The 16,291-nt window shown below is 35.0% G+C and carries 12 protein-coding genes; 9 read left to right on the top strand and 3 right to left on the bottom strand.

What is annotated here, in order from left to right; all coding sequences use genetic code 11:
* Positions 1-2 precede the first annotated feature (2 nt).
* The 5 genes from C8D70_RS17245 (at position 3) to C8D70_RS17225 (ending at position 5,458) form a co-directional block, all read left to right on the top strand.
* Positions 3-1,238: a glycosyltransferase gene (locus C8D70_RS17245; RefSeq protein WP_110368133.1), complete on the top strand. Its 1,236-nt coding sequence runs from the start codon at positions 3-5 to the stop codon at positions 1,236-1,238.
* 78 nt (positions 1,239-1,316) lie between these two features.
* Entirely contained in the window at positions 1,317-2,564 is a 1,248-nt protein-coding gene (locus tag C8D70_RS17240) for a glycosyltransferase family 4 protein (RefSeq protein WP_110368132.1), read from the top strand.
* Positions 2,565-2,662: 98 nt separating this feature from the next.
* Complete coding sequence (locus C8D70_RS17235) at positions 2,663-3,703, top strand: glycosyltransferase family 4 protein (protein WP_181416152.1); 1,041 nt, start codon at positions 2,663-2,665, stop codon at positions 3,701-3,703.
* Positions 3,682-4,584, top strand: a complete 903-nt coding sequence (locus C8D70_RS17230) for a glycosyltransferase family 2 protein (RefSeq protein ID WP_228408058.1) — start codon at positions 3,682-3,684, stop codon at positions 4,582-4,584. Before C8D70_RS17235 ends, C8D70_RS17230 begins: the two co-directional genes overlap by 22 nt.
* Positions 4,577-5,458: a hypothetical protein gene (locus C8D70_RS17225; RefSeq protein ID WP_110368130.1), complete on the top strand. Its 882-nt coding sequence runs from the start codon at positions 4,577-4,579 to the stop codon at positions 5,456-5,458. Before C8D70_RS17230 ends, C8D70_RS17225 begins: the two co-directional genes overlap by 8 nt.
* Before the next feature lie 60 nt (positions 5,459-5,518).
* On the opposite strand, the gene C8D70_RS17220 is transcribed toward C8D70_RS17225, so the two are convergent.
* Positions 5,519-6,484 carry a hypothetical protein gene (locus tag C8D70_RS17220; protein WP_110368129.1) on the bottom strand — a complete coding sequence of 322 codons (966 nt, stop codon included), beginning with the start codon at positions 6,482-6,484 and terminating at the stop codon, positions 5,519-5,521.
* Positions 6,485-6,804: 320 nt separating this feature from the next.
* Entirely contained in the window at positions 6,805-8,193 is a 1,389-nt protein-coding gene (locus C8D70_RS17215; RefSeq protein ID WP_110368128.1) for an MAC/perforin domain-containing protein, read from the bottom strand.
* 436 nt (positions 8,194-8,629) lie between these two features.
* On the opposite strand from C8D70_RS17215, the gene gltX reads away from it, so the two are divergent.
* Together gltX and C8D70_RS17205 are read left to right on the top strand one after the other, a co-directional pair.
* Positions 8,630-10,138, top strand: coding sequence for a glutamate--tRNA ligase (gltX, locus tag C8D70_RS17210; RefSeq protein ID WP_076594885.1), 1,509 nt, complete (start codon positions 8,630-8,632; stop codon positions 10,136-10,138).
* 49 nt (positions 10,139-10,187) lie between these two features.
* Positions 10,188-11,144: an acetyl-CoA carboxylase carboxyltransferase subunit alpha gene (locus C8D70_RS17205; protein WP_062675714.1), complete on the top strand. Its 957-nt coding sequence runs from the start codon at positions 10,188-10,190 to the stop codon at positions 11,142-11,144.
* Between the two features lie 60 nt (positions 11,145-11,204).
* On the opposite strand, the gene C8D70_RS17200 is transcribed toward C8D70_RS17205, so the two are convergent.
* Entirely contained in the window at positions 11,205-11,987 is a 783-nt protein-coding gene (locus C8D70_RS17200; protein WP_076594884.1) for a DUF6759 domain-containing protein, read from the bottom strand.
* Between the two features lie 143 nt (positions 11,988-12,130).
* Here C8D70_RS17200 and tsf point away from each other — a divergent pair, with 143 nt between their 5' ends.
* Together tsf and C8D70_RS17190 are read left to right on the top strand one after the other, a co-directional pair.
* Positions 12,131-12,955, top strand: a complete 825-nt coding sequence (tsf, locus tag C8D70_RS17195; protein ID WP_034692936.1) for a translation elongation factor Ts — start codon at positions 12,131-12,133, stop codon at positions 12,953-12,955.
* Between the two features lie 298 nt (positions 12,956-13,253).
* Positions 13,254-16,079, top strand: a complete 2,826-nt coding sequence (locus C8D70_RS17190; protein WP_110368127.1) for a gliding motility-associated C-terminal domain-containing protein — start codon at positions 13,254-13,256, stop codon at positions 16,077-16,079.
* The last annotated feature ends 212 nt before the right edge of the window (positions 16,080-16,291 follow it).

Below are 16,291 nucleotides of genomic sequence, written 5' to 3'. Positions count from 1 at the left end.
CCATGTCATTAAGTGTAAATTACCATGGTTTTTTTGACGGAAATTTCGGAATTTCCGAAGCGACCAGATTAAATGCTTTAGCATTAGAAGCAATGGGAATCAAAGTAAACCGGATTAATTATTCCAGTGAAACTTTTGAAAAAATGGATACGGATTCCGAAGAATCAGCTTCAATCAATGTTTTCCATATTAATATCAATTTTATTAACAATTTTTTTTCTAAGAATCAGGATCTGAATCTTAAGGATCATTATAATATTATTTACTGGGCCTGGGAATTTCCGGAAGTTTCTGATAAAGTTGTTGAGATATTAAATGTCTTTGATGAGTTGTGGGTACCAAGTGATTTCTGTGTGAATATCTTTACAAAGTATACCGGCATTCCGGTGATCAGATTTTCTCATCCGATTCAAAAAATGGCAGAGTCTAAGGATTTTGAGCTAAGCCAATATAATATTTCTACGGATTCCAGGATCTATCTAACGATTTTCGATTCTCTGAGTACTACCATCAGAAAAAATCCGGAAGCTACGCTGGAAGCATTCACAACAGTTTTCAAAGAAGATAAAAACAGCGTTCTTATCGTGAAAACGCATAATCTTGAAAGAAGCAAAGATGCCCAGAAAGCGCTGGAAGCTTACAATAATATTCCGAACGTCATCATCATTAATGAGCATTTTTCAAAGGAGAAATTACATTCCCTGATCCAGCAGGCTGATGTTCTGATTTCTCTCCACGGTTCAGAAGGTTTCGGACTGACAATGGCAGAAGCAATGGCCTATGGAAAAATTGTAGTCGGAACGGGTTATTCCGGGAATCTGGACTTTATGAATGTAAATAACAGCTTTCTTATTCAGTATGATTTCATCAAAACATCCAATACAAAAGGATTGATTGACGAAGGCTTAACGCTTGCCAGGCCAAGTCTCAAAGATGCTGTTGAAAAGCTCCAAAACATCAAAAACAATTTTGACAGTCTGACCCCGATGAGAGAAAAAGCAAAATTACAAATCGCAGAGAATTTTTCTATCCCATCTGTTGGGGAGCTATTCAGAATAAGACTGAATTTCATTGATGGTTTTGTTAAAAAAGAAAGCAGCGGAGGCCGTGATGTCAATAATGTTTTTTATTTGAGCGAGATTGAAAGGTTAAACAACAGAGTTAATTATCTAGAGCGAACTCTTTATAATAAAATAAGAAAAAAAGTAAACGCATTTTTCAAAAAAAGCAGAAAATAATTTTAATCTCCCTCATTTTCTGGTTTATCAGCTTATGGGAAGATCACCAGATTTAAAGATGAATTCATAATATTTCAGATGAAAGATAAAATTGCAATAGTAGTCCAAAGATATGGGCTGGAAATTAACGGAGGTGCAGAACTTCACGCAAGATTATTAGCTGAAAAATTGTCTGTTAAGTATGATATTGAAATTATCACAACATGTGCTATAGAATTCGAACGTTGGGATAATCATTATCCGGAAGGGATTGAAATCATCAATGATATTAAAGTAAGAAGATTTAAAACTTTAAAAAAGGATTTAAAAAGATTTAATGGGCTAAGTAAAATAGCTCGTAACTTATATAAATATCACAGCAGAAGACTAAGCTTTGTAAACTTCCCTTATTTGCTTTATAAGAGATTTAAATACAGCAAAAAAGACTTCAATTTTAATGAATGGTTAGAAGTACAGGGACCATTTTCCAATGATTTAATTCAGTTTATAAAAGACAAAAAAGAAAATTATAAGGCTTTTATTTTCTTCACTTATTTATATCATCCTACCAATATCGGGATTAGAGAAGTTGCTGAGAAAAGCATTCTTATCCCAACAGCACACGACGAGCCTCAATTTTATCTTGATGGTTATGCACAATTGTTTTCTCTTCCAAAATTCATCATGTACAATACACAAATTGAAAAAGATTTTGTAGAAAGAGTTTATCCACAGGCACTAAAGCTAAAATCAGAAATTGTGGGGATTGGTTTTGATGATTATGATGCAGCATCGGGTGCACTGCCCAACGATCTTTATCATACCAAATACTTTATTTATATAGGAAGGATTGTTGAAGACAAAGGCTGTGTCATGATGATTGAATATTTTAAAGATTTCAAAGAAAAACATCCTGAATATCGTGATGTAAAGCTAGTTATGGCAGGCAAAAATTCTCTTGAGGAAAGAATAACTCAGGGAGATGATATTATCCTTACCGGATTTGTAGATCACGACCTCAAAAATACTTTACTGAAGAATGCCAGCGCACTTATAATGCCCTCATTCTATGAAAGTCTTTCACTGATTACCTTAGAGGCTATGTTACTGAAAATCCCTATCATTGTAAATAAAAACTGTGAGGTCTTGTATTCTCATGTTGAAAAGAGTAAAACCGGGAAAAGCTTTACAAACAGCACAGAATTTTCCCAGGCATTAACGTTTTATATGCAGCAGTCACAGGATGATCTTGTTTCTGAAGGCATCAAAGCAAAAGATTATGTTTTAAAAAACTATTCATGGGATACCATCATCAAAAAATTTAATTCCGCCATTACATCTTTATAATGACCAAAAAAATTCTATTTTTTTTTCCTGAAAATCCATTTTCAAACAGGGCAGGAAATACTACGAGAGCAAAAACCACCCTTACTGTTTTAAAAAAAATGGGATATCACATTGATCTGGTAGGAGCCGCTGAGATTTATAAGAGCCAAAACGATACTACAGATTTTGATCAGAATATTGTTGACCATCTGTTCTTAATTAAACACAGACCATTAAAAGTAAAAACATCAACAGATTATTGGAAGCACAAAATATCAAAATTCTATAAGAAACCTAATGAGTATAACCACTTATTGACAGATTTTGCAAAGAAAGAATTTACTGATATCTTCAATAAGGAAAAATATGATGCCGTTATCATCAATTATGAATTCTGGGCAGGATTAATTGATCATGAATCTATGAAAAACACTTTAAAGATCATAGATACCCATGATTGGATTACCCTCAATGAGTTTTACAAAAACAAATCATTAGATATTGGAAAACGTTTCAATGAGGAAATCAACAATCTCTCAAAATTTGATAAAATAATCACCATTTCAGAAGATGAGCATCTTGTATTTAAGAGATTCCTGGGTGAAAAGGTAATCAATATACCACCTTCTTTCCCCACTCATTTTGAAAAAAGTGATCTTGGTAAAAAGTATGATTTAATTTTTGTGGGGTCTGAAAACATTTTCAATATACAATCCATAAAGTGGTTTTTTGACCATGCATATCCATTGCTTCCTCCAAATATCAACATTGTAATTATCGGGAGAATTTGCAAGCATATTAAAGAAAGAGAAGGTGTTACCTTGATAGAATTTATAGAAAGCCTGGAGGAATATTACCACCAGTCAAAAATTGCAATTTGCCCGATGCTGGAGGGAACAGGAATCAAAATCAAGGTAATAGAAGCATTATCTTACGGTCTTCCTATGGTGGGAACAGAAAGAGCAATTGATGGGTTTCCTTCAAAAACTTCAAATGGATGTCTGGTAAGTGATCATCCTGAATTTTTCAGAGATCAGATCATGTCTTTACTGCAGGATCAATCTTATTATCAGGATATGAAAATACAGGCTGAGGAATATTTTAAAAATAATTTTTCTGAAGAAAAAGCGATTGAAAAATGGAAAAACATTTTACACTAATGGATGACCTGGCCATTATCATACTGAATTACAATTCTTTTGAGGATACCCATCGGGAGGTGAATTCATTATTAATCGAAGGTATCCCGGGAAAGTCTATTTATATAGTTGATAATAATTCAAAAGACAGAAAGGAAATAGAGCAATTGGGCTCTGAAAAGCAAATTAACTATATTTTAAGTGATTATAACGGCGGCTATGCTTTCGGTAATAATTTAGCGATTGACAAAGCGCTTGAAGACGGTAAGAATTATTTTTTATTATTAAATCCGGACATTGAAATTTCCCGCAATACCATCAGCCAGTTATATAACGATTTAAAAGAATTTCCAGATATTGGAATCATTGGTCCAAGAATCTGCTACAGAAATATTCGTGACAGAATATTCTCAGATGGAGGACTGTTATTTCCAGAGGAAGGGTTTCAGGGAGGACACACCCATTCTGAACAGGATAAAAACCATGTAAATGCTCCTCATTATAACTACAGCATAAAATATGTAGATGGAAGCGCCTTGATGTTCCGAAAAGAAATATTGGATGATGTAGGCTTAATGAACACCAGCTTTTTCATGTATTATGAAGAGTCTGAATGGTGTCTGCGGCTTCTTAAAAACACCCAATGGAAAATTGCGGTCAATACACAATGTGAAGCTTTCAATCTTGCCAGCGATAAAGGTAGTTTTTATGAGTATTATATTACCAGAAACCGGATCTGGATGTGCAGGCTGTATGACGGAAATTTAAAATATGTGACCAGAGAGCGATGGAAGTTTGCAAGAAAAGCACTTAAAAAAGGAAAATTTTCCATGGCGAAAGCGTACATAAAAGGTATATTAGACGGTCTTTATTCCAATTTAGATAAAATAAAAAATGAGTAAAAAAAATATTATTAAAGTAGGATATCTTCTATCATATGACTACTGTTACATCTTTACATCTCTTCAGCATATTTATGAGCATGCAGACTGTATCGTAATAAGTTATGATGCCAATAATAAAACCTGGGCAGGAAATGATATTCATATTCCAGAAAGTGTTTTCAGTGCTATCAAAAAATTGGATACTCAGAATAAAATCATCTTTTACAAAGACACTTTTTTCATTGAAGGGATGCAGCCAATGGAGCTGGAAACCAGACAAAGGAACATGATGGCGGAAAAAATGGGTTCCGGCGGATGGCATATCCAGATGGATGGTGATGAATATGCTTATGACTTCGGAGTATTAGCCCAATTTTTGAAAAGGAATAAATTTTTATTAAATAACCCGGCTAAAAATCCTTTTAATTTTCAGGTAAATTTTGTGACATTATTCAAACATAATACGGAGGGATTCTTTGTCATTACTCCTTTTGATGAAAAGTGTATGCTAATTACAAACTATCCTCACTATGAATATGCCAGAAATACAAATAAAGGCAGAATTCTCCCATTGGATTTTTACTTAATACACCAGTCATGGGCACGGGAAGAAAGTGAAATTTCAGAAAAGATCAATAACTGGGGACATAAAAATGATTTTGACACTTCAACATTTTTAAATTCCTGGAAAACGGTGAATGCTGACAATTATAAGACATTTATAGACTTCCATCCTTTATATAAAGGCATTTGGAAAGAGCTTTCCTTTTTCCCCGCAAAAAACATTGATGAATTTATTCTTTCCTTTTCAAAGAAATATCCTCAGCAAAAACTCAATCTGAATTTATCTTTCACAAAAAAAATAAAGATGAGAATTAGAAGTCTTTTTTAATTCTTTCAGACCAAAATAGTAAAGGCTAATGTTTGTTGTAACACTAGCCTTTTTTCTAAATTATCTGATAAAAATATTTTCAAATTTCTCCATGACTATCCGAGGATTGAAAAGCTCTGAGTAGCAATCCCAGTTTTTACCTGCATCCGGTCGAAAATCCTTCAGAATTTGCATGATATCCTGTTTGTCGCTATATAATATGGCTTTATCTCCCAAAATCTCAAGATGTGATTTCTCATCAGATCCGGACCATGTTATAATAGGTTTATTTTTAATAGAAAACTCACCTACAGCCATTCCGAAACTCTCTCCTTGCGTGCGGGCATGCAAAAATGCATCAGAAGTATTAATAAATTTCACTTTTCTTTCGACATCAGTTGTTGGTGGAAGAAAAATAATATTCTTGTAAGACCTGAAAAAATTTCTCTTTACAAATTCATCAGTTCCCATAAAAACAAAGTATATATTTTTATTTTTCAGGGCTGTTTTTTTTACAGCTTCCATCACAAAACCAATATCAAAAGTTTCAGTTCCGCCATATCTCGCGAATACTACGGCATCTTTTGGGATATTCAACTCAGCGCGAAGATCACCACTCACTTCAGGAAGATCTACAATATGAGGAACAAAAGGAAGTTTTCCGCCGCTCATTGTTTTGGCCAGCCATTCAGAGACATAGGCATAAACATCACCGTAAGGTTCGTTATATTTAAAAACCGCATGAATAGCCGTTTTAATAAGATCATGAGGAGTATCTGTTTCTCTTTCTCCGGATTTTATTGCATAAAAAAGATCTGCATTTGCCTTTTTAATAATTTCATCCCTTTCCTTGATATCGCTATATCCAACAACGCTAAATCTTTTTTTAAAACGTCTGATGGCTTCTTCAGCGTTATTCGGACTATTTTTAGGATAAAGGATCATTGACTCGTTGCCAAGCATTTCCTCGTTATAATAAGCATAATCAAAAAGAGCATTAGAAGTCCCTCTATAGCATAATTGATTTTCGTGGAAAATAATTTTCATTTGTTAGTACGTTAAATTATTTAGTTTCACCCTTTCTCCATAGCAGTAATAAAAGTATATAATCTTATTCCTGTATTTTCTGAGATAGATTCTGACAAGCAAAAAAGCTTTTCATTGATCAACTAAACTTATAAGTTACAAAAATACATTTTTAACTACAAGAAAGTAGATTTTCAACTATAAGGACATAGAAAACATTAGTCTTAAATTAATATTACTTATAAAATTTTCCACAAATAATATCTTTTTCTTTACTATATAAAAGAAACCGCCTCAAAATTGAGGCGATTTCTTTGTTGTAAAATATTAATATTATTTAGTTAGTATGCATAGAATTCAATTCCTTCATAGACATATCCTGAAGGTCTTACACTTGATCTTGAATAATAGTGATCTTTACCATTCCAATATCTGTAAATAGGAACCGTATTAGGCTGTTGGGTAGCAAAAGCATTGAACTCAATTCCTTCGTCTACGTATCCTTGGTAATATCCCGGAGTTCTCGTATAATAGTGATCTCTACCATTCCAGTATCTATAGATTGGAATTGTATTTGGAGCTTTATATAAGAATGCATTGAACTCTGTTCCTTCATAAGAATATCCGTTGTAGCTTCCCGGAGTTTTTGTGTAATAATGGTCTACTCCATTATAATATCTGTAAATTGGAATTGTATTGAATTCCATATACACTTTATTATCAATTAAGTATTGATCTACATACGCTTTAAGCTGAGCTTTTTTAGCAGCATCTTTCACTAAGTCATAGATAATAACCAATCCGTTGCTTCCAAAATCAACCAGAACAGAGTTGCTTGCGTTAGAACTGTTTTGCCAGTTGGAAATATTAATTTTAGGATTGGTCTGATCAAGGTTTAAATCTCCAACCAGACCTTTTGACGGATCTCCCCCTCTTGTTTTATAAGCCAATTTTTTAGAGTAGTTCATAGATGATTCCGAAGTATTCACGTCATTGGTTACATCTACATCAAAAATATCTTTCATACCTACTTTTACACCAATTCTTGCTGCACGGTCACGGCTTTGACTTCTTGTTTCTGCCTGGAATAATACATCCATTTTTGCTCCCGTATAGATATCAAGTGTTACGTGAGTTCCATAATCTTCTACAATCTGCTGTGGAGTTTTTGTCTGCAGATCCTGTACAAATTCCGGAGTAAGATAGTCTCCCAACATATCCGTAGTGGCATTGAATCGTACCCTTTTTTGTTTAATCGTAAGGTTATAGCTTCCGTAAATATACTTTCCTTCAAACTTATTGTTGGTTGTTACGGCAGAATTAAAGCCTACTGAAAGTGTTTTTTTGAATAAGGGAATACCTGCAGTAGCATTCACTTTGGTAGAAACCATTTTGGAATAAGATTCGGCATTCTCACCATATTCTTCAGTGTATTCCTGTGAGAATGTGTTTTCACTGATTAATCTGTTGGCCTGCTCCAGTTTAAAACGATCAATATCAATCACTTTAAAACCGGCTGCTGTTGCATTGGCATATTCACCGGCAACGTTATAACCATGTCCTAAGACATCATAAATTCCGTCTCCTGCAAATTTAGCAGCTGATAATCGGTTATTGGCTTTTGCCGCAGGACTTTCAGGAGTTACCTCGCTGTTCAGTTCCTCAGTTGAACATGAACTCATGAAAAGCATCAGTAAACTACTGAAGCAGAATAAAATTTGTTTTTTCATAGTATTATTTAAAAGTTTTAAACAAATATAAAATTCAATACTATGTAAAATATAAAACAACAGCTGATATATATCATTTATTAGTGATTTTAATACACAATTAAAATATTATGAATAAATACTTTAACAATCACTCATTATGAATTAATTAAAAAAGTCAAATTATCAAAATACACTCACCCTCATTTATAAACAGACTCATAAATAAAACCCAATGATTATTACCTATCAGTATATTATTCACAACCACAGTTCATGGATTGTAATCTATGAATAAAAAATTATTATCCTAAAAATAAAATTGGGAGTTTAAAAACCGTATTTATCGAAAATCTATTGAAATAAGTAAAAAAGCCAGGGTTAAAAAACAATACACCGTCAGAAATCATCTCTTAAACGCATAATTTTAAGTAAATTTGCAAAAATTAAAATTGAAATGGAGAAAGTAAGAGTACGTTTTGCTCCAAGTCCTACAGGACCATTACATTTGGGAGGCGTAAGAACTGCATTATATGATTATCTTTTTGCCAAAAATCAAGGTGGAGAATTTGTATTGAGAATTGAAGATACAGATACGGCCAGATATGTAGAAGGAGCTGAAGAATATATTGAAGAAGCTTTAGAATGGTGCGGAATCATTCCTGATGAGAGTCCTAAGAAAGGAGGAAAATTTGCTCCTTACAGACAGTCTGAAAGAAGAGACATCTACGACAGATATACAGAACAGATCCTAAAGACTGATTATGCTTACATTGCTTTTGATACTGCGGAAGAACTGGATGCAATGCGTGCAGAATATGAAGCGAAAGGTGATGTTTTCTCTTATGATAATAAAACAAGAAACCGTTTAAGAAACAGTCTTGCCCTTTCTGAAGAAGAAGTTCAAAGGTTATTAGACGAAAAGACGCCTTATGTCGTAAGATTTAAAATGCCTGTTGACAGAGTATTGAATCTTGAAGACATCATCCGTGGAAAATTTTCAGTCAATACCAATACTTTAGATGATAAAGTTCTGGTAAAGAATGACGGAATGCCAACTTACCATTTTGCGAATATCATTGATGATCATGAAATGGAAATCTCTCACGTCATCCGTGGTGAAGAATGGCTGCCTTCTTTAGGTCTTCACACCTTATTATATGAAGCAATGCAGTGGGAAGCACCACAGTTTGCCCACCTTTCTTTAATTTTAAAACCTGAAGGAAAAGGAAAATTAAGCAAAAGAGACGGAGATAAATTCGGATTCCCGGTATTCCCTCTAGATTTCAAAGATCCAACTACAGGTATAGTTTCTAAAGGATACAGAGAAAACGGATATCTTCCTGATGCTTTCATCAACATGGTGGCACTATTAGGCTGGTCTCCTGCAGATGATAAAGAAATACTTCCTTTAGATGAAATGATTAAGGAATTCGATCTTCATAAAGTACATAAAGCGGGAGCAAGATTCAGCAAAGAAAAATCTGAGTGGTTCAACCATCAATATATTCAGATGAAATCTGATGAAGAACTTCTTCAGATTCTGAAAAACACAGATCTTGATCTTTCCGGTGCTTCTGATGAAAAACTATTGAAAGTAATTCATCTGATGAAAGAAAGAGCCACTTTCCCGAAAGACATCTATGAAAATGGAAAATTCTTTTTTGAAGCTCCTACTTCATATGATGAAAAAGCATCAAAAAAAGCATGGAATGAAGAAACATCAGTAATTTTAGGTGAATTGGCCGCTGCTTTTGAAACGACAGACTTTGTGGGTGAAACTTTAAAGCAGACAATGCATGATTTCGCCGAAAACAAAGGATTAGGAATGGGTAAAGTCATGATGCCGTTACGATTATCTTTAGTAGGAGAACTGAAAGGACCAGATGTTCCGGACATTCTGGAAACCCTTGGTAAAGAGGAAAGTATCTCCAGAATAAACAATGCTATAAATAATTTTAAATAGAATAACCATAATTTTTCATACATTTGAAAGATTTAATTTACTTCAAGAAATGGAATATTTAAGTTTCGAGCTTCCTATCAAAGAATTGATGGATCAATACCAGACGTGTTCTTTAGTAGGAGAGGAAAGTGGTGTTGATGTAAAATTAGCATGCAGCCAGATTGAGGATAAGATTCTAGAAAAGAAAAAAGAAATCTATGGAAATCTTACACCTTGGCAAAGAGTACAACTGTCCCGTCATCCGGATCGTCCTTATACATTGGATTATATCAATGGAATGGCAGACAAAGGCAGTTTCTTAGAACTTCATGGAGACAGAAATTTCGCTGATGATCCGGCAATGATTGGAGGATTGATTACCCTTGATGGTCAGAAAGTAATGATCATAGGGACTCAAAAAGGAAGAACGACCAAAGAAAGACAGCACAGAAGATTTGGAATGCCAAATCCGGAAGGATACAGAAAAGCCTTAAGATTAATGAAGCTTGCTGAAAAGTTCAATATCCCTGTGGTAACTTTAGTAGATACACCGGGAGCTTATCCAGGGCTGGAAGCTGAAGAAAGAGGACAAGGAGAAGCTATTGCAAGAAATATTTTTGAAATGGTTCAGCTAAAAACTCCGATCTTCACTTACATCATTGGAGAAGGTGCCAGTGGTGGAGCATTAGGAATAGGTGTGGGAAATAAAGTATATATGCTGGAAAATACATGGTATACAGTAATTGCACCGGAAAGCTGCTCTTCTATCTTATGGAGAAACTGGGATCATAAAGAAGATGCAGCCAATGCATTAAATCTTACTCCGGCGGATGCCTTAAGAGAAAAGTTCATTGACGGAATCATTGAGGAACCGCTTGGAGGTGCTCATTATGATCAGGAAACAACCTATTTGAACCTGAAAAATTCAATTTTACAAAACATCAAAGCCTTCTCCAAATTTACAGGACAGGAGCTTGAAACCCAGAGACAGGACAAATTCATTGCAATGGGTCAGTTTAAAGGATAAAAAATAAAACGGTTAAGAATTTCTTCTTAACCGTTTTTATTTAGTTTTCTTCTGTTTATTCTATTCCGCAACATTCAGGGCAATTTCAATATCCTGGGTGATTTTCTTTAAGGAAGAATATTTTGCATCACACACCGATGTGGTCATTACATACTCCCCTTTATCAACCAGTATAAAATTCTCCCCTTTTGCAGGAACCGTAAGATTATAGTATTTTTTACCGCTTATCTTAACAATAAGGTTACATGAGGATCTGTTCTTGATATTAATATAAGCTTCACTTTTGTTAACATCGTTATTAAACAGATGGGTAAGCATTGCCGCTCTCCTCTTACCTTCTTCACTAGGTTCAGCTTTGGATGCTGTTGATGCGCCCGCAGTTTTTGCAGTTCCGGCAGAACCTGCTGAAGCAAAAGAGGTAGTCCTTCTTTCTTCTTTTAAAGCTTCAATAGCTGCGGCTGTATTATTAGAAACAGGTTTTCCATTAGCAGTATAAGTTTTATTTGCAGCAATCGTTTTTCCGCTATTCAATTCATTATTCTTAACGATATTTTCAATTTTCTCTTTACTGATGGGTTTAATCGTAGGTTTTGCTTCAGGAGAATTACCGGCCATGATAATATCAATCAGCTTTCTTTTAAAATAGTCTGTTTTTGCGTGTCCCGGGTTCTGTTTCAAAAAACCGGCAATGACTCTTGCCTCCTTTGAGATCTCGGCTTCCTGTTCGGTATAGATAATTACAGTTTCTTTTTCAACAACTGCTCTAGATTTTGTTTTTTTCTTTTTTTGAGAAAAACCCAGGGCAAAAATGCATATAAATAGAAGGAAGAAGATTTTTTTCATTAATCAAACCTTTAAAATAGTATTAAATATATTAATAACGTGAAAAGTCATTTTTTAGTTTATCATTAAAATCATTATCTTTGCACTGCTCTAAAATTAAGCTAAAAATTAATACTAATCTTAAATAAAAAATAATAGATATTATGTCTTATACACCAGTTGCTGCAGACGTAGCTAAATTAAGAAACCAAACAGGTGCAGGTATGATGGACTGCAAGAAAGCTCTAGTTGAAGCTGAAGGAGACTTCGAAAAAGCGGTAGATATCCTTAGAAAAAAAGGACAAAAAGTTGCTGCTAACAGAGCGGACAGAGAGTCTACTGAAGGGGCAGTAATCGCAAGAGTAAACGAAGACAACACTTTAGGTGCTGTAATTTCTTTAAATTGTGAAACTGACTTCGTTGCTAAAAACGAAGCTTTCGTTGAGCTAGCTTACGAATTAGCTGAAATGGCTATCTTCGCTGCTACTAAAGAAGAGCTTTTAGCTACAGATTTCCACGGGATCACTGTTGCTGAGAAATTAGTTGAGCAAACAGGAGTTATCGGTGAGAAAATCGAAATCGGATCTTTCGAAAGAATCCAGGGAGATTTCTTAGGAGCTTACATCCACGCTGGAAACAAAATCGCTGCAATCACGTCTCTTTCTGCTAAAGTAGACGGAGCTGAAGAAGCGGCTAAAGCTGTTTCTATGCAGGTTGCTGCAATGAACCCAATTGCTCTTGATGAAACTGCTGTTTCTCAGGAAACTATCGACAGAGAATTAGAAATCGAAAGACACAAACTTACTGAAGAAGGTAAGCCTGCAAACATTATCGATAACATCCTGAAAGGTAAAATGCAGAGATTCTACAAAGACAACACTTTGGTACACCAGGATTTCATTAAAGACGGAAGTATCTCAGTTGCTGATTACGTAAAATCTGTAAATGCAGACTTAAAAGTAACAGGATTTGTAAGAGTAAGCCTGTAAGCTGACTTTTTCAAAAAAAATATAATCCCGGTGAATTTCACCGGGATTTTTTTATTAATATTATTCCACTCATCAATACAACTCCACATTCTTAAAAATTAGCAGAATTAAAAAAATCACCCATTAAAGAACTATCCACAGATAATCACACAGCTCAAGCTTAAAAGTTAATTACCAGTTTCGTATCCAAGATGGCTTTTAGTTAAAAATTGGCGATATTTTTTTAACATTTATTTAAACTTTATTAAAAATATTTCATTTTTTATTTTATTTTTGTAGAAATCCTAATTCCATACACATGAAAAGATTTCTACTCAGTTTGGTATTAATTTTTTTGACAATTAATCCACTCTTTGCACAAAGGGATACCGAGCATTGGATTGCTCCTTATTATGACAGTGTTGGAGGGTATAACAATATGATATACCTTTCTACTGATTCACCAACTCCTTTTGATGTAACTATTTACAACAATAATACCGTGGTTACAACCGTTACAATCAGCAAAGGTAATCCACAAACCTATAAGGTTGCCAATAACCTTATTTCCACAGGAACATCTACCGAAGCATTCAATGTGGGTAATAAAGGGCTTTATTTAAAGGCTGCCAAACCTTTTTACTGCAGCTTAAGACTGGCTCAGAGTGTTCATGGGGAAGTAATAACAAGTAAAGGAAAGGCCGGAATTGGAAAAACTTTTTTCGTTGCTGCTGCTCCCAATACGAATACAAGCAGTATTCAGAATTTTACGGCAGGTGTCCTTGCTACTGAAGACAACACGAATGTAACAGTATCATGGAACCCAACCGCTGGAGTAGTGTTTATTAACGGCAGCCCAACTGGAAATACTCAGACTTTTACTTTACAAAAAGGACAATCTTTCATTCTTGCAGGATCCGGATCTCAGTCTGGAAACAAAACAGGTTTTATTGGTGCCAAAATAGTTGCTGACAAGCCAGTAACATTGACCAATGGAAGCTGTAACGCCAATTTCTCTGCTTCAACAACAGGAAGTGACCCGGTTCTGGATCAATCTGTTCCGGTTGACAGACTTGGGAATACTTTTGCCATGGTAAAAACAAGATCTACTGATCCTATCTTAAATATGGAGGGTGGTCTTATTGTGGCCACTGAAGATAATACCGAAGTATATTTAAATGGTGGAGGTACTGCTGTTGCTACACTTGCTGCCGGAGAATGGTACAGAATTAATGAAACCAGCTATGTTGCTCAGGGGACATCAGGACATTCAAATATGTTCATTTCCACAACCAAAAATGTATATTTATATCAATTTATTGGAGTATTAGCAAGTGATGCTACCAATGGATTTAACTATATCCCGCCATTAAACTGTTTCCTTCCAAGAAAAATTGATGAAATCGGGAAGATCAATGAAATGCCTCTTGGGGTAGGAGGAGCCAGCTCAACACCAAGTGACCTGAAAGTAAAATTAAATATTTTAACAGAGGCTGGCGCTACTGTCATGTTAAATGATGCTCCTCTTTTACCTGATGCAGGACCTTATCCACTGGCAGGAAATGCGAACTGGGTAACCTATGCCATCAACAGTGTAACCGGAAACATTAAGATTACGTCTACAAAAGCTGTAACAGCAGGTATCAACGGAGGATATAGCTCTGCGGGATACGGAGGGTACTTTGCAGGATTCTCATCAATCCCTGTCATTGCGAAAAAGACAGGTGAGTGCGTACCGGGAATCATTCTTGAAGTAGACGATGGATATGAAACCTACCAATGGTTCCGTGACGGAGTTGCCATTCCGGGCGCTACCAGTTATACCTATACTCCTACGCAGTCAGGAAATTATACCGTAAAAGTAACGATGGGAACATGCCCTCCTGTGACAACTCCTATCTATAAAGTACAAACTTGTTTAAAAGAAACTACACAGGCACTTAATGCTTGCTCTACTAAAATTATTACTCCAACGTTTACTTCTTCCACCCAAACTGTGGTTCCAAGTACAGTAGTAATTATAACTCCTCCTACCAAGGGAACAGCCGTGGTTAATCCAAACGGAACCATCACGTACACTCCTAATCCCGGATATTTAGGACCAGACAAAATTGTTTATAAATTCTGTGGAAACTCAGTTGAGTTTACAGATTGCGAGCAGGTAACTTTAAACCTTACGGTAGTGCCATTCATTGTAACTGACACTTCTATTAAGGCCTGCTGGTATGATGTGGCTCCTTATGCTTATTTTGACCTTACAAAAGCAAAGGTAACAGACTATAATGCTGTTACGAAAAAATATTACCGCACTCTGAATGACCTTACAGCAGGGATCAACGAAATCACAACACCCGAAAATTTCCCTTCAACAGGAGGATTTGTATATGTGAAAGTAACGACTGCTGAAGGATGTACAGCAAATGCAAAAATTGAATTAATTGTACTTCCAATTAAAAAATCTCCAATCCTTGTAGATCAGTATATCTGTATGGATGCAAAAACCAGCCTGGATGCTGGTCCCGGATATGATTCGTACCAATGGAGTACAGGAGCTACCACATCAGGTATCAGAGACATAGGTGTTGGAGAATACACGGTAATTCTTGGTAAGAACGGATGTTTCCTTACACAGACTGTAAAAGTTAAAAAAGTGGAAGATCCGGTAATCCAGACTATTGAGATTAACAATAATACAGCAACTGTAATTGTAAGCGGCGGTAAAGCACCTTACAAATATGCAGTTGACGGAACTGCTAACTGGCAGGACTCAAGTACCTTTACAGGCTTAACAAGAGGTCAGCATACTTTCTATGTAAAAGATGCTTATAACTGTACTCCTGTTGCTGTAGAAGTCACGATTCCTAATCTGTTAAATGCCATTACACCTAATGGAGATAATGTAAATGATTATATAGATTACAGTGAGCTTGCTTACAAAGAAAATCTGAGCTTTGTAGTGTATGACAGATATGGAAATATGGTGTTTACCGGAAATAGATTCAACAACTACAGATGGGACGGAAAACACTTTGATAAAAAACTGGGAACAGGAACATACTGGTATCATATCAGCTGGAATGAATCCAACAAAGAAAAGACTCCAATAAAATATACAGGTTGGATTCTTGTTAAAAACAGAGAGTAATAATTAGTTTAAAACTATTTTGAACGAGCCACGATCATCAGATCATGGCTCATTTTTTTAAGCTGTAAAGTTAAATTTGCTTATTATATTATGTTAAAAAGAGAAAAAAAGATAACATAAACTTAAATTTTGTTTAACTACAATTTCAAAATCATGTATTTTTTGTTCTATTTTCAACAATTTAATACTTTTTATTACTAAATTTGTGATAA

This window comes from Chryseobacterium sp. CBTAP 102 (assembly GCF_003201365.1).
Taxonomy (GTDB): domain Bacteria; phylum Bacteroidota; class Bacteroidia; order Flavobacteriales; family Weeksellaceae; genus Chryseobacterium; species Chryseobacterium candidae.
The sequence above is the reverse complement of the archived record's forward strand: the minus strand, read 5'-3'. Positions and strand labels throughout refer to the sequence as shown.

What these genes read in the sequence shown, in the direction of transcription:
- C8D70_RS17220 (WP_110368129.1), bottom strand. Translation starts at nt 6,484, where the DNA reads ATGAAAATTATTTTCCACGAAAATCAATTATGCTATAGAGGGACTTCT.
- C8D70_RS17245 (WP_110368133.1), top strand. Translation starts at nt 3, where the DNA reads ATGTCATTAAGTGTAAATTACCATGGTTTTTTTGACGGAAATTTCGGA.
- C8D70_RS17235 (WP_181416152.1), top strand. Translation starts at nt 2,663, where the DNA reads ATGGGATATCACATTGATCTGGTAGGAGCCGCTGAGATTTATAAGAGC.
- gltX (WP_076594885.1), top strand. Translation starts at nt 8,630, where the DNA reads ATGGAGAAAGTAAGAGTACGTTTTGCTCCAAGTCCTACAGGACCATTA.
- C8D70_RS17225 (WP_110368130.1), top strand. Translation starts at nt 4,577, where the DNA reads ATGAGTAAAAAAAATATTATTAAAGTAGGATATCTTCTATCATATGAC.
- C8D70_RS17200 (WP_076594884.1), bottom strand. Translation starts at nt 11,987, where the DNA reads ATGAAAAAAATCTTCTTCCTTCTATTTATATGCATTTTTGCCCTGGGT.
- C8D70_RS17205 (WP_062675714.1), top strand. Translation starts at nt 10,188, where the DNA reads ATGGAATATTTAAGTTTCGAGCTTCCTATCAAAGAATTGATGGATCAA.
- C8D70_RS17240 (WP_110368132.1), top strand. Translation starts at nt 1,317, where the DNA reads ATGAAAGATAAAATTGCAATAGTAGTCCAAAGATATGGGCTGGAAATT.
- C8D70_RS17230 (WP_228408058.1), top strand. Translation starts at nt 3,682, where the DNA reads ATGGAAAAACATTTTACACTAATGGATGACCTGGCCATTATCATACTG.
- tsf (WP_034692936.1), top strand. Translation starts at nt 12,131, where the DNA reads ATGTCTTATACACCAGTTGCTGCAGACGTAGCTAAATTAAGAAACCAA.
- C8D70_RS17215 (WP_110368128.1), bottom strand. Translation starts at nt 8,193, where the DNA reads ATGAAAAAACAAATTTTATTCTGCTTCAGTAGTTTACTGATGCTTTTC.
- C8D70_RS17190 (WP_110368127.1), top strand. Translation starts at nt 13,254, where the DNA reads ATGAAAAGATTTCTACTCAGTTTGGTATTAATTTTTTTGACAATTAAT.